This window comes from Caballeronia zhejiangensis (assembly GCF_000698575.1).
Lineage (GTDB): Bacteria > Pseudomonadota > Gammaproteobacteria > Burkholderiales > Burkholderiaceae > Caballeronia > Caballeronia zhejiangensis.
On record NZ_JFHD01000016.1, the window covers coordinates 116,192 to 129,745 of the forward strand.

Sequence of the window (13,554 nt, forward strand, 5' to 3'; positions counted from 1 at the left end):
TCAGAAGTTGTGGCGCAGGCCGAGCATGGCCGCGGTCGTCGACTTGCCCGGCGCGGTCGGCTGGCCGTAGGCGATCATCTGGTTCATTGTGCCGTTGTTGTCGACGTGGCCGACTTCGGCATACGCGAGCGTGCGCTTCGACAGGTTGTATTCCGCGCCGATCGCGAATTCCAGCGAGTGATTCGACGACTGGTTCTTGTCCTTGATGTAGTAGACGCCGGTCGTCACGTTGAGATTGGGCGCGAAGCGATAGCCAAGACCGCCCGAGTACATGTCGAAGTTCGCGCGATCCGAATCGGCGGGGTTCTTGCCGTTCGCGTAGGACATCGAGATCGAGAAGCCGTGCGTCGTGTACAGGCCGCCGAAATACATCATGCGATTGTTGTTGAGTCCGGTGGGCACGGAGCCGGGCGCGGGATTCGCGTCGTGGCCGTTGTAGTAGACAGCCGTCAGCGTCAAGCCGAAGTTCGAGTACTTCAGCACCGCCGATTCGCGCGTGCCGCCCTGAAACTGTCCCGCCACGCCGCCGGGCGCGTATTCGAGCGATGCCGACAAACCCGCATACGTCGGCGACTGATACACGAGCGCGTTGCTGTCGTAGAGCGCGCCGATCGAGCCGTTGGTGCTCGTGCCGGGCCAGCCGGCCGCCGTGTTCATGCCGAGCCATGCGGTCAGCACGCTGCCGAAATACTGCGCGCGGCGCACGTCGGTGTCGTACATCGCCCAGATCATCGGCACGATCTGGCGGCCCGCGTTGAAGGTGCCGAACGGGCCGGACACGCCGATCGTCGCGTATTGATTGAACATCGCGGTGGCGCCGGGCGTATCGGAGAGGCCGGTCTTGCCGGTGCCCGAATCGAACGAGCCTTGCAGCTTCACGTTGATGAAGTAGCCGCCGCCGAGATCTTCGCTGGCCTTCAGGCCCCAGACGCTCGAATAGATGCCGCCGTCCTTGAAGCGATACACCTTCCCCGTGTCCCGCGCGTTGCGCGCGAAGCTCGCCGCCGACGCGCTCTGATACATGAGGCCGGCGTCGAGCACGCCATAGAGCGTCACGGTGGATTGCGCATGCGCGCCGCCGGCGGCCAGCACGAGCCCTGCGGCAGTGGCGAATCTGAGCTTCATCGAGTCTCCTGATCTTGTTCTGGATGCGCCGCGCACCGATAGGGTCGCGGCGTCAGGAGGCAAGAATACGCATCGGCCAAGTGCCGAACCCCTCTCACGGAGAGAGGGGTAGGGATTGCGAGAGAGGCGGGAAAACCCTGCTGAAAACGCTTGAAAAAGGCGCTATTGCACGCCTTCGAGCAGGCCGAGCGCGATGGCGCGGCGCACCGCGTGCTTGCGCGAACTGGCGTCGAGCTTGCCGAAGAGATTCTTCAGATGCCACTTGACGGTGCCCTCGCCGACCGCCGCCGCGAGCGCGATTTCCTTGTTGCTCAAGGTGCGCGCGAGCAGTTCGAGAATCTCGCGCTCCTTCGGCGTGAGGATCACGCTCGGCAACGCGCGCGGCCCGCCTTCGCCCGAACGCGGCGGCACGCGCACGACATGCGGCGGCACGACCGGGCGCTCGCCGGCATCCACGCCGCCCGCTTCGCTCACGCGCCGCGCCCAGTCGGCGAGACCGGGATGCGCGTCGATCAACACGCGCCCGAGATGATACGTGCGCGCGAGGTTCAGCGCTTCGAGAAACGGCGCGTGGCCGTCGCCCGTCGCGCGTTCCTGGGCGAACGCGCGCAACGCCATCAGCTCGATGCGCTCGCGTCCGCGCTTCATCGTCGCGGCGATCTGTTCCGCGCGCGCGAGCGGTTCGACCGCAGCCGGCCAGTCCTGACGCGCGAGCGCCGCGCCGCCGTGCGCCATCGTCTGCAGCATCTGCACGGAGCGGCTCCAGATCGGCCCGCGCGTGGCGATGTGTTCATCGACGATCGCGTCGATACGCTCGACGAGCGCATCGCAGGTCTGCGCGCGATAGCGTCCCGCATGCGCGCTCACCTGCTCCGCGAGGCTCGTCACGCAAAGACGCGGCAGATTGCGCGCGACGCCCATCGCGTAAAGCATTTCGAGCAGATCGAGCGCGCGATGCTCGTCGCCGCGCAACGCCGCGATGCGCGCCGCCGTGCGATACGCGAGCACGACGGTCTCCGGCAACGCCGCGCGTTCGAGCACGTCGAGACGGTTGGCGAGCAGCGCGGCGGCCTCGTCGATGCGATCGTCCTCATACGCGATCGACGCGCACGTCGCCGCGAACATGCACGTCAGCGGATGACGCCGCCCGAGGTCTTCTTCGGCGCTCGCGAGCGCGGGCAGCAGGACGCTTTCGGCGAGCTTCACCTGTCCTTCCTGAAGCCACGTCAGGCCGACCATGTGATCGCCCCAGCGCACGACATAGCCGAGCCCCTTGCCGATCTGCGCGCGCGTCACCGCCTGTTGCAGACGCCGCGCCTGCGCCGGCTCGCCGAGCAGCATCGCGCGGGCGGCGAGGCGGTTCGCATGCGACTGCGCGAGCCACGAGTCCTTGGGCGGCGGCGTCTGCGCCCACGGCTCGAAAAGCGTCAGGAAGCGGTCGGGATCGTCGGCGTACCACGCGGCCGCGCTCAGGATCAACGCGCATTCGTAACGCAAGGCGTCGTCCGCACCCGGCGATGCAAGCACGCGCTCGACCTGACGCTGCGCCTCGTGATGACGTTCGCCCAGCGCGAGCGCCCACGCGACCGCCAGACACAGGCGCGGACGCTTTTCCAGTTCCGCTTCCGGCAGACGTTCCAGCCACTCGAGCACGGTGCCGAGCTGGCCTTGCTTCACGGCGTCGTGCAGCGACTGCTCCGCGAGTTCGTACGCATGTTCGCGCTCGCCCGCCGCATGCGCGTGGCGCGCCGCCTGTTCGAGCATGCCGCGCGCGCCGAGCCAGCGCGCCGCGCGCCGATGCAGTTCCGCGCGCGCATCGTCCGCGAGCGCGGCAAAGCGCGTCTGCAGCACGTCGCGCACGAGCGGATGCAGGCGGCACCAGTCGCTCTCCTCCGCCGTCACGAAGACGGGCGTATCGCGCGTGAGACGTGCGAGGCGTTGCGGCGCGTCGGCGTCGCCGGTCAGGGCTTCGCACAAGTCGGGGTGCAGCACGTCCACGACGCTGATGTCGACGAGCAGGCGTTCATCGGCGGATGACAGCTCGCTCAACAGCGCCGCGACGAGCGGTTCGCGCAAGCCGCGCGGGCCCGCCGCGAGATTGTCGAGCGCCGTGCGCGGGTCCTGCGCGCGCGCCATCGCGGTGAGCGCGAGTTGCAGGCCGAGCGGCCAGCCGCCGGTGATTTCGAAGAGGCGCGCGGCGGCATCGGCGTCGACGCGCGCGCCGAAACGCTGCGTGACGAGCGCGATGGTTTCATCGACGCGAAAACGCAGCGCGTCCGGCGCGACGAGTTCGGCCTGTCCGTAGGCGAGCAGTTCCGCCGCGGGCTTGTCGAGCCCCTGCCGGCCCGCCGCGACGATGCGCAGATTCTGCGGCGCGTTGTGCATCACGTAATCGAGCAGTTGCGCGCCGGGTTCCGGCAGACGATCGGCTTCGTCGACGATCAGCACGACATCGAGCGATAGCTGCGCAAGCTCCGCCAGCCACGCGGTGGCGAGATCGAACGCGCCGGCGGGCACGCCCGGATTTTCCGCGATGAGACGCCCGAACGAGGGCCGCGCGCAGCATGTCCGGATCGCGTGGACGAGCGCGCGCAGGAAGCGCTCCGCGTCGTCGCGATCGTCGGCGAGCAGCCACGCGACCGCCGCGCCGTGCGCCAGAAACTCGCGCCGCCATTGCGCGAGCAGCGACGTCTTGCCGTAACCCGCGCCGGCCTGCACGAGCACGATCTGGCTGCGTGCGGTGTCGGCGTTCAAACGGGCGCGCGCGAGCAGCCCGGACGGCGCGCGCGGCGCCATCGTCTTCAGCACGAGCTCGGTGGATGGGGAGTCGGTGGGCATCGGTAATTTTTTGTCTTCCATCTAGGATGGTTCGGATCGCGCGCGTGCGTCAAGCCCCTCCCGCCGCGAGAGGGGCGCTCGGCCGCCGCCCGCACTACGATTCGATCAACCGTGCAATTGAAACCGAAGGATCACCATGTACCGACATCTGCTCGTGCCCGTCGAGCGCAACGACGCCAGCGTCGAGGCGACTGGCCATGCGGCCGAGCTCGCGCGCTCGCTCGGCGCGCGCATCACGTTCGTCAGCCTGCATGCGGGCGCGAGCGACGATGCGGCGCAGCATCGCCGGATCGCGGCCGCCCTCGCCCGCGCCGAAGCCGCCGCTCGCGCGCACGGCGTGCCGGCGACGGTGCTCGGCGTGCAGGGCATCGATTCGGCGGCGGCGAACGATTACGACCTCGTGTGCATCGCGCAAGGCAGCGCGGTGCCGCCCTTGCCGGGCGTGGCCGTGCTGATCGCGCCGAGCGACGCGCGCCCGATGGTCACGAAGGCGGCGGGCGCGCTGCTCGCCGTGCATCGGATGCGCTCGGACGCTTACGACGATGCGCTGCGCACTTCGCGACCCGATGCGCGGACGATCGAGCGTCTTCGCGAAACACATCACGAAGAAACCGCGCTGACCACGGCATTGCGCGAGCGCACATCGACGCTCGATGCCGAACTCGACGAACTCGCGCGCCTCGCCGAACGCGAAGCGGCGCTGCTCGCGCGCGTCGCGGCATCGATCGCGAATGGCGAGGTCATCGACGACACATTGCTTGCGAGCGCGCGCTTCGCGTGCGAACGCATGGGACGCATCGAAGGCGTCGTGCTGCCGGCCGCGCGCCGCTATCTGCGCGACGCCGACTGGAACGCGCTCGCGCGCTGAACGCCATACAGGAAACAGAGACTCAAGGAGACGAAACAATGGCACATGCAATCCGCTTTCACGAAACCGGCGGTCCGGAAGTGTTGCGCTGGGAAGAAGTCGCCGTGGGCGAACCCGGCCCGTTGGAGGTCCGTCTGCGTCACGAGGCCGTCGGGCTCAATTTCGCGGACACGTATTTCCGCTCGGGCCTCTATCCGGTGCCGCTGCCTTCGGGCATGGGCGTCGAAGCGGCGGGCGTCGTCGAGAAGGTCGGCGCGAACGTCACGCATCTGAAGGAAGGCGATCGCGTGACCTACACTGGTTTCATCAACACGCTCGGCGCGTACAGCACGGAGCGCATCATTTCCGCCGCGCCGCTCGTCAATCTGCCCGATGCGATCGACTGCACGCGCGCCGCCGCCATGACGATGCGCGGCCTCACCGCCGCCTATCTGATGACGCGCATCCGCCGCTTCGAGCGTGGCGACACGCTGCTCTTGCACGCGGCGGCGGGCGGCGTCGGGCTGATCGTGTCGCAATGGGCGAAGCTGCTCGGCGTGACGGTGATCGGCACGGTATCGAGCAAAGAGAAAGCGCGCGTGGCGCGCGAGCATGGCGTGGCGCACACGATCGACTACAGCCGCGAGGACGTGGCCGCGCGCGTGCGCGAACTGACCGATGGCAAGGGCGTGAACGCGGTATTCGACAGCGTCGGCAAGACCACTTTCAACGCATCGCTCGATTCGCTCGCGCGCCGCGGTCTGATGGTGTGCGTCGGCACCGCATCGGGTCCGATTCCGCCGTTCGATCCGCAATTGCTCGCGATGAAAGGCTCGCTCTATCTGACGCGCCCGGCGCTCGCGGATTACATCGCCGATCCGGCCGAGAAGAATGCGCTCGCCGCCGAACTCTTCGATCACGTCGCGAGCGGGCGCATTCGCATCGAGATCAACCAGCGCTATGCACTGCGCGACGCGGCGGACGCTCATCGCGATCTCGAAGCGCGCAAGACCACGGGTTCGTCCGTGTTCGTCGTCTGAGGAGACATTCATGCGTATCGAACAACTTACTTGCGCGATCGGCGCGGAACTCACCGACGTCAATCTCGCCGACGCCATTCACGACGACGCCCTCTTCGCCGAAATCCGCGCCGCGTTGCTCGCGCATCGCGTGCTTTTTCTGCGCGATCAGGAAATCACGCGCGCGGAGCACGTCGCGTTCGCGCGGCGCTTCGGCGAACTGGAGGATCATCCGGTCGCGGGAAGCGATCCGGACCATCCGGGGCTCGTGCGTATCTACAAGTCGCCCGATCAGCCGAACGACCGCTACGAAAACGCGTGGCACACGGACGCGACCTGGCGCGTCGCGCCGCCCTTCGGCTGCGTGCTGCGCTGCGTGGAAACGCCGCCCGTCGGCGGCGACACGATGTGGGCGAACATGGTGCTCGCGTATGAGAAGCTGCCCGCGCACGTCAAGGAACAGATCGCGGATTTGCGCGCGCGGCACAGCATCGAGGCGAGTTTCGGTGCGGCGATGCCTATCGAGAAACGCCTCGCGCTGAAGGCGCAGTTTCCCGATGCCGAGCATCCCGTCGTGCGCACGCATCCGGAAACGGGCGAGAAGGTGCTGTTCGTCAACGCCTTCGCGACGCACTTCACCAACTATCACACGCCGGAGCGCGTGCGCTTCGGGCAGGACGCGAATCCCGGCGCGGGGCAGTTGCTCGCGTATCTGCTGAGCCAGGCGTATATCCCGGAATATCAGGTGCGCTGGCGCTGGAAGAAGAACAGCATCGCCATCTGGGACAACCGCAGCACGCAGCATTACGCGGTGATGGACTATCCGCCGTGTCATCGCAAGATGGAGCGCGCGGGGATCATCGGTGACGTGCCCTTCTGATGGATCGACGCATGAACGCACCGACGATACTCATGGTCCCCGGCCTGCGCGATCACGTCGAGGACCACTGGCAGACGCATTACGCCAACGCGCATGACAACGTGCGTACCGTGCCGCCGCTGCAACGCGACAAGCTCGATCGGAGCGCGCGGGTCGCCGCGCTCGACGCGGCGCTCGCGCAGATCGACGGACCGGTCGTGCTCGTCGCGCACAGCGCCGGCGTGATGATTTCCGTGCACTGGGCGCAGCGGCATCGTCGCGAGATTCAGGGCGCGCTCTTCGTCACGCCGCCCGATTTCGATTCGCCGCTGCCGGAAGGCTATCCGTCAGCCGATGAACTCGAGCTGCACGGATGGCTGCCCACGCCGCGCGAACGCCTGCCGTTTCCGTGCGTCGTCGCGGCGAGCCATGACGATCCGCTCGCGCGCTTCGAACGCGTCGCCGGCATGGCGCACGACTGGGGCGCGCGGCTCGCCGATCTCGGCCGCGTCGGGCACATGAATCCGGCGTCGGGATTCGGCCTCTGGCGCGACGCCGGGCGATACATCGCGGAGATCACCGAGCGTTAAGCCGACAAGCTCGCGAGGATATTCGCCGCTGCCCGCGCCGCCACTTCGCAGCCGAGCACGATGTGCGACTCCGCCGTGTCCTCGATGAAATCGTGACTCACTCCGCCGATGCTCGGCACGAACAGCATGCACGCCGGCACATGATGCGCGATCACCTGCGCATCGTGCGACGCGCCGCTCGGCATGCGTTCCCACTGACCCGGCGCGAGCGCTTCGGCGGCCTCCGCGATATGCGCCTGCAAGGCGGCGTCCATCACGACGGGCGCTTCGGGCGGCTCGCTGTCCGTCATCGCGACACCGATTTTCCCTTCTGCATTGAAGTCGCGGATCAGCGCGGCGAGCGCGGCTTCCATCGCGCGCAAACGCTCCGCGCTGGCGTCGCGGAATTGCAGATACATGTCCGCCGCGCCCGGCACCACGCTGAACGAACCCGGATCGAGCTCGATGCGCCCGACGGTCCAGACGGTATCGGCATCGGCGATCGCGCGAAACGCTTCGTCCATGCGCGCGATGAACGCAACGAGCGCCGCGCCCGCATCGCGCCGGATCGACATCGGCGTCGTGCCCGCGTGATTGCGCTGCCCGGTCAAGCGCAGCTTCAGCTCGCGTATGCCGACGATCGTCGTCACCACGCCGATCGACTTGCCGTGCGCCTCCAGCCGTCCGCCCTGCTCGATGTGCGGTTCCGGATACGCCTTGTGCCGCGCCCTGTCGATACGCACGCGCGCCGCGCCGATGAGTCCGGCTTGCGCGAGCGCATCGCCGAGCAGGACGCCCTCGCGATTGCGCGCGTGGCGCAGGGCTTCATCGACGGCTTCGCCGACGAAACTGCGGCTGCCGAGAAAGCCCGAGAACGTGCCTTCCTCGTCGATCCACGATGCGACGTCCACCGCGAAATGACGCGTCGTTTCGCATTCGGCGAGCGCCCGCGCGATTTCGAGGCCGTAAATGACGCCGAGCGCGCCGTCGAGCCAGCCGCCGGTCGGTTGCGTGTCGGTGTGCGAGCCGATCAAAAGCGCCGGGCCCGCGTTGCGCGAGCGGCCGAACACGGTGCCGACGCCGTCGATCGTCGCGGCGAGTCCCGCTTCGTTCATGCGGCCCGCGAGCCAGCGGCGCGCGTCCATATCGACCGATGACAGCGAGAGGCGCACGACGCCCGGACCGGTTGCGCCGAACGTGCGCAGATGACGGAGGTCGTCGAGCAGGCGGGCGGGATTGATCTTCAGCACTGTTTGTCCTCGATGTAGTCGTTACGTTTGAGTGCGCGCCTCGCGCCGCACTTCCTGCGGCGGCACGCCGAAGCCGCGCATGAATGCTTCGCGCATGTGACGGCGGTCCCTGAAGCCCGTTTCCTGCGCGATCGTTTCGAGCGAATGCCGGCTTTTCTCGATCATCAGACGCGCCGCTTCGAGCCGCAATCCTTCGATGGCTTTCGCCGGCGACTGCCCCGTCTCCAGCGTGAAGACGCGGCTGAACTGACGCGGGCTCAGATGCGCCTCGCCCGCGAGCTCCTGGACCGTCAGCGGCCGGTTCAGATTCTTGCGCGCATAGTTCAGCGCATTCTGGATGCGATCGGACTTCGGCGCGAGATCGAGCATTTCCGAATGCTGCGACTGCCCGCCCGCGCGACGCTGATGCATGACGAGCTTGTGCGCGACCGAACGGGCGATATCGGCGCCGAGATCCTTCTCGACCATCGCGAGCGCGAGATCGAGCCCCGCGGTCATGCCCGCCGACGTCCAGACCGGGCCATCGACAATGAAGATGCGGTCTTCTTCCACTTGCACATCGGGATAAAGCCGCTGCATGTCGCGCGCGTAGGCCCAATGCGTGGTCGCGCGGCGATTCGCGAGCAGGCCCGCTCCGGCCAGCACGAATGCGCCCGTGCAGATGCCCGCGATACGCCGCGTGCGCTTCGCCGCGCGGCGCAGGAACGCGAACACGTCGGCGGGCGGCGCGATCGTGAGCGGCGTGGTGACGCCGACGGCGATCCAGGTGTCCATCTGCGTGCGCGCGGTGATCGCTCGCGTGTCGATCTTCATGCCGAGCGACGAGCGCACTTCGCCGCCCGCCGTCGAATAATTTTCGATGCCGTAGAACGCCTCGCCCGATACGTCGTTCGCCATTTCGAAAACCGTCTGCGAGGCGAGCGCCATGATCTGGAAGCCGTCGCTCAATAAATAGCCGATGCGGTGCATGTCGTTTTCCTGCCGCGCGATGTCACGAATCACTACCCTATACGTCATTTGCGTCACGGTCAAATCCGGCCAGAATTCACTCACGCAATCAACCACTTGTTTTCTGACGGAGTGAAACATGACGCAGACACACCTCGGCACGGCGCTCGTCACGGGCGCGTCTTCCGGAATCGGCGCGGTCTATGCGGAGCGCCTCGCGCGGCGCGGCTACGACCTCATTCTCGTCGCGCGCAATCGCGACAAGCTCGCGGCGCTCGCCGAACGCATCACGAACGAGACGCGCCGCAGCGTCGAGATTCTCGATGCCGATCTGAACGACCGCAGCGCGCTCGCCACTGTCGAAGCGAAGCTGAAGAATGACGCGAGCATCACGCTGCTCGTGAACAACGCGGGCATCGGCACGCATACGCCTTTGCTCGACAGCGACGTCGACGCGATGACGCGCATGATCGATCTCAACGTGACCGCGCTCACGCGCCTCGCTTACGCGGCGGTGCCCGGCTTCGTCGCGCGAGGCCGTGGCGCGATCATCAACATTGCGTCGATCGTCAGCATTGCGCCGGAGATCCTCAACGGCGTGTATGGCGGCACCAAGGCGTTCGTGCTCGCGTTCAGCCAGTCGCTGCATCGCGAACTGGCGGGCAAGGGCGTGCGCGTGCAGGCCGTGCTGCCCGGCGCGACGGCCACCGACTTTTGGGAAACGGGCGGCCTTCCGATCGAGAATCTCGACAAGGCGATCGTGATGTCGGCGGGCGATATGGTCGATGCGGCGCTCGTCGGCTTCGATCGCGATGAGCTCGTGACGATTCCGTCGCTGCACGACGGCGCGAAGTGGGACGCGTACGAAGCGGCGCGGCAGGCGATGGCGCCGGAGTTGTCGGCGAACAAGCCGGCTGCACGGTATGTATCGGGCGCTTCAAGCCTTTCGTGACGCGGAATCCGCTCGCCGTGGCGCGAAGCACATGACGAGCGGTATCAGCGCGAGCGCGGCGCCGGTGTAGAAGGTCGCCGGCGCGCCATGGCGATCCCAGATCCATCCGGCGATCGCACTCGCCAGCACCATGCAGACGCCGCTCGCGAGATTGAACACGCCGAATGCGGTACCGCGCAGGGAAGGCGGCGCGGATTCGGCGACCATCGCCGCGAGAATGCCTTGCGTGAAGCCCATGTGCAGTCCCCACAAGGCGACGCCCGCGAACAGCGTGAGCATCGACGATCCCGCGCCGAGCAGCACATCGGCCGCGATCAGCAGCGCCAGGCCGCAGGCGAGCAACGCGCGCCGGTCCCATCGATCGGACAGCACGCCCGCCGGATACGCGCTCGCCGAATACGCGAGGCTCATCACGACCATCACGGCGGGAATCCACGCGATATCGAGTCCTGTCTGCTGCGCGCGCAGTACCAAGAACGCCTCGCTGAAGCGCGCGAGCGTGAAGGTCGCGCCGATCGCGACGACATACCAGTAGCGCCCAGAAAACTCGCGCATCGACCGCCAGTGCAGCGGCGAGCGGAAGCTCGCGCCTCGTGCGGACGCGCTTTCCGGCTCACGCACGCCGAACAGAATGATGATGACGGCGATGAACGCCGGCACCGTCGCGAACCAGAGCACCGTGCGGATGTGATCGGAGAACGCGAGCATCAGCACGATGGCGAGCAACGGCCCGGCGAACGCGCCGATCGTGTCCATCGACTGCCGCAGGCCGAAAGCGGCGCCACGGATTTCCGGCGGCGCGACATCCGCGAGCAGCGCATCGCGCGGCGCGCCGCGAATGCCCTTGCCGAAGCGATCGACGAGACGCGCGGCCACGACCAGCGCGGGCGTTTCGGCGAGAGGGAACAGCGGCTTCGTCAATGCCGCGAGGCCGTAGCCGAAGAGCAGCAGGCCCTTGCGGCGTCCGAGCCAGTCGCTCAGCGCGCCCGAAAAGACTTTCACGATCATCGCGGTTGCTTCGGCTGCGCCTTCCAGCGCGCCGAGTGCGGTGACGCTCATGCCCATGGTCGTCACGAGGTAGATCGGTAGAAGCGCATGCACCAGCTCGGAGGACAGGTCCATGAACAGGCTGACGAGGCCGAGCGCCCAGACGGTGCGGGGGATCGGCGGGCGCGGTTTGGCGAAAGGAGATGGCATGGGCTCGATTCGTGTCATCGATTCGATGTCATCGTGCCAAAGAATGGCCCAGCGTGGCGGTCCGATCGCGCATTCCGCTCGCTCATCCGCCTCACACCGCGCCCGCAAAAAAAATCGCCCCGCTCAAAGCGGGGCGATTTCGTTTCCGGCGAGCGCGCATCGAATCACGTCACCGGCGCCGGATTGAACAACACAAGCGCGTTGTGCAGCTTCAACGCCTCGGCCTTCGTCTGCTTCTTCCCGCTCGCGACATCGAGCATCAGCCGGAACAGTTCCCAGCCCACATCGGCGATGGTCGCCTCGCCCGTCGCGATGGTTCCCGCGTTCACGTCCATCAGATCGTGCCAGCGGCGCGCGAGATCGGAGCGCGTCGCGACCTTCAGCACCGGCACTTCGGCGAGGCTGTACGGCGTGCCGCGCCCCGTCGTGAAGACATGAAGGTTGATGCCCGCCGCGAGCTGCAGCGTCCCGCAGATGAAATCGCTCGCAGGCGTCGCCGCGTAAATCAGACCCTTCTGCTTCACCTTCTCGCCCGGCGACAGCACGCCCGAAATCGTCGATGACCCCGACTTGACGATGGAACCCATCGCCTTCTCGACGATGTTCGACAGCCCGCCCTTCTTGTTGCCCGGCGTCGTGTTCGCGCTGCGGTCCGCGCCGCCGCGCTTCAGATAATCGTCGTACCACTGCATCTCGCGGATGATCGCCTGCGCCACCTCACGGTTCGCCGCGCGCGCCGTCAGTTGCGCGACGCCGTCACGCACTTCCGTGACCTCCGAGAACATGACGGTCGCGCCCGCGCGCACCAGCAGATCGGTCGCGAAACCGACCGCCGGATTCGCCGTCAGCCCGGAAAACGCATCGCTGCCGCCGCACTGCACGCCGACGACGAGATCCGCCGCCGAACACGTCTCGCGACGGCGATTGTTGAGGCGCTTCAGATGCGTCTCGGCCATCCGCATGATCGACTCGATCATCGAGCCGAAGCCGACGTGCGCCTCGTCCTGCAACACGACCGTGCCGCCGTTGTCGTCGTGCGTGTTGTCGCCGATATCGGCCACGTCTTCCGTTTCCGCCGATGCCGCCGCGATCGGAATCGTGCCCGGCGGCATCAGGCGTTCCGGCTGGAGCTTCTCGCAGCCGAGCGACACCATCATCACTTCGCCGCCGAAGTTCGGATTCAGCGCGATGTTGCGCACCGTGCGGATCGGCACCATCGCGTCGGGCGCGTCGATGGCCACGCCGCAGCCGTATGTGTGACCGAGGCTCACGACGTCATCGACATTCGGATACCGCGGCAGCAGTTCCGCCTTGATGCGCGTCACCGCGTGCTGCACGACGTCCGCGACGCATTGCACCGTCGTCGTGATCGCGAGGATGTTGCGCGTGCCGACCGAGCCGTCGGCGTTCCGATAACCCTCGAACGTGAAGCCTTCCAGCGGCGATTCGTCCGGCGCCTTGATCGTCGCAATCGGCAGGTCGTGCAGCTCGGGCGGCGTCGGCATGCGCGTGACGTGCTCGTTGATCCAGCTTCCCTTCGGGAGCGCCTTCGTCGCATAGCCGATCACGACGTTGTAGCGGATGACCGCATCGCCTTCCGCGAGATCCTTCAGCGCGACCTTGTGGCCCTGCGGTACGCGTTCGCGCAGCACGAGGCCATCGGCGAACGTGGCGCCTTCGCCGAGACCGCCGTCGTTCGCGACGATCGCGACGTTGTCGTCCGGGTGGACGCGAATATAGAGAGGGGACTGATTCATTCTGACGAATCCTTGAGCAAACATACCGCGCGGCTGCGGCTTGAGTTATGTCATCCTACAACATAGACAATCACAATTGGTTAGTATTTACCCGTATCCATTGATTTTACACGCGTAAATAGATTGTCTGACGTCAGTCGATGTTGTACGATGACTTACGAGATCGGCAATCGGCCGGTCGCCGAACATCGAG

At 66.8% G+C, this 13,554-nt stretch carries 11 protein-coding genes; 5 read left to right on the plus strand and 6 right to left on the minus strand.

Annotation, left to right across the window (positions count from 1 at the left end):
* Both BG60_RS20500 and BG60_RS20505 read right to left on the minus strand, forming a co-directional pair.
* Positions 1 to 1,125, minus strand: coding sequence for a porin (locus BG60_RS20500; RefSeq protein WP_008348521.1), 1,125 nt, complete (start codon positions 1,123 to 1,125; stop codon positions 1 to 3).
* Positions 1,126 to 1,287: 162 nt separating this feature from the next.
* Positions 1,288 to 3,963, minus strand: a complete 2,676-nt coding sequence (locus BG60_RS20505) for a winged helix-turn-helix domain-containing protein (protein ID WP_008348523.1) — start codon at positions 3,961 to 3,963, stop codon at positions 1,288 to 1,290.
* A 136-nt stretch (positions 3,964 to 4,099) separates the two neighbouring features.
* Between BG60_RS20505 and BG60_RS20510 the strand changes: the two genes are divergently transcribed.
* The 4 genes from BG60_RS20510 to BG60_RS20525 are packed head-to-tail and all read left to right on the plus strand — an operon-like array spanning position 4,100 to position 7,278.
* Positions 4,100 to 4,831, plus strand: coding sequence for a universal stress protein (locus BG60_RS20510; RefSeq protein WP_008348524.1), 732 nt, complete (start codon positions 4,100 to 4,102; stop codon positions 4,829 to 4,831).
* 38 nt (positions 4,832 to 4,869) lie between these two features.
* On the plus strand, positions 4,870 to 5,850 hold the full coding sequence (locus tag BG60_RS20515; RefSeq protein ID WP_034472575.1) for a quinone oxidoreductase family protein: 981 nt from the start codon (positions 4,870 to 4,872) through the stop codon (positions 5,848 to 5,850).
* A 10-nt stretch (positions 5,851 to 5,860) separates the two neighbouring features.
* A complete protein-coding gene (locus BG60_RS20520) occupies positions 5,861 to 6,709 on the plus strand; it encodes a TauD/TfdA dioxygenase family protein (protein WP_008348529.1) in 849 nt (282 codons plus the stop codon).
* A gap of 11 nt (positions 6,710 to 6,720) precedes the next feature.
* Entirely contained in the window at positions 6,721 to 7,278 is a 558-nt protein-coding gene (locus BG60_RS20525; RefSeq protein WP_008348530.1) for an RBBP9/YdeN family alpha/beta hydrolase, read from the plus strand.
* On the opposite strand, the gene BG60_RS20530 is transcribed toward BG60_RS20525, so the two are convergent.
* Both BG60_RS20530 and BG60_RS20535 read right to left on the minus strand, forming a co-directional pair.
* The gene (locus tag BG60_RS20530; RefSeq protein ID WP_034472578.1) at positions 7,275 to 8,507 is read right to left on the minus strand and encodes a Zn-dependent hydrolase; all 1,233 of its coding nucleotides are present in this window, start codon (positions 8,505 to 8,507) and stop codon (positions 7,275 to 7,277) included. The two genes, BG60_RS20525 and BG60_RS20530, sit on opposite strands and share 4 nt — an antisense overlap.
* A 21-nt stretch (positions 8,508 to 8,528) precedes the next feature.
* Positions 8,529 to 9,476 carry a GlxA family transcriptional regulator gene (locus BG60_RS20535; protein WP_008348535.1) on the minus strand — a complete coding sequence of 316 codons (948 nt, stop codon included), beginning with the start codon at positions 9,474 to 9,476 and terminating at the stop codon, positions 8,529 to 8,531.
* Positions 9,477 to 9,594: 118 nt separating this feature from the next.
* Between BG60_RS20535 and BG60_RS20540 the strand changes: the two genes are divergently transcribed.
* Positions 9,595 to 10,407, plus strand: coding sequence for an SDR family NAD(P)-dependent oxidoreductase (locus BG60_RS20540; protein WP_008348538.1), 813 nt, complete (start codon positions 9,595 to 9,597; stop codon positions 10,405 to 10,407).
* Here BG60_RS20540 and BG60_RS20545 read toward each other — a convergent pair.
* Together BG60_RS20545 and garD are read right to left on the minus strand one after the other, a co-directional pair.
* Complete coding sequence (locus tag BG60_RS20545; RefSeq protein ID WP_008348540.1) at positions 10,393 to 11,604, minus strand: MFS transporter; 1,212 nt, start codon at positions 11,602 to 11,604, stop codon at positions 10,393 to 10,395. The genes BG60_RS20540 and BG60_RS20545 overlap by 15 nt on opposite strands.
* Before the next feature lie 164 nt (positions 11,605 to 11,768).
* Complete coding sequence (garD, locus tag BG60_RS20550; protein ID WP_008348543.1) at positions 11,769 to 13,361, minus strand: galactarate dehydratase; 1,593 nt, start codon at positions 13,359 to 13,361, stop codon at positions 11,769 to 11,771.
* Positions 13,362 to 13,554 lie beyond the last annotated feature (193 nt).

Excerpts from the sequence above, each read along its gene's own strand:
- BG60_RS20540 (WP_008348538.1), top strand. The coding sequence starts at position 9,595 with ATGACGCAGACACACCTCGGCACGGCGCTCGTCACGGGCGCGTCTTCC.
- BG60_RS20545 (WP_008348540.1), bottom strand. The coding sequence starts at position 11,604 with ATGCCATCTCCTTTCGCCAAACCGCGCCCGCCGATCCCCCGCACCGTC.
- BG60_RS20505 (WP_008348523.1), bottom strand. The coding sequence starts at position 3,963 with ATGCCCACCGACTCCCCATCCACCGAGCTCGTGCTGAAGACGATGGCG.
- BG60_RS20510 (WP_008348524.1), top strand. The coding sequence starts at position 4,100 with ATGTACCGACATCTGCTCGTGCCCGTCGAGCGCAACGACGCCAGCGTC.
- BG60_RS20535 (WP_008348535.1), bottom strand. The coding sequence starts at position 9,476 with ATGCACCGCATCGGCTATTTATTGAGCGACGGCTTCCAGATCATGGCG.
- BG60_RS20500 (WP_008348521.1), bottom strand. The coding sequence starts at position 1,125 with ATGAAGCTCAGATTCGCCACTGCCGCAGGGCTCGTGCTGGCCGCCGGC.
- garD (WP_008348543.1), bottom strand. The coding sequence starts at position 13,361 with ATGAATCAGTCCCCTCTCTATATTCGCGTCCACCCGGACGACAACGTC.
- BG60_RS20525 (WP_008348530.1), top strand. The coding sequence starts at position 6,721 with ATGAACGCACCGACGATACTCATGGTCCCCGGCCTGCGCGATCACGTC.
- BG60_RS20515 (WP_034472575.1), top strand. The coding sequence starts at position 4,870 with ATGGCACATGCAATCCGCTTTCACGAAACCGGCGGTCCGGAAGTGTTG.
- BG60_RS20520 (WP_008348529.1), top strand. The coding sequence starts at position 5,861 with ATGCGTATCGAACAACTTACTTGCGCGATCGGCGCGGAACTCACCGAC.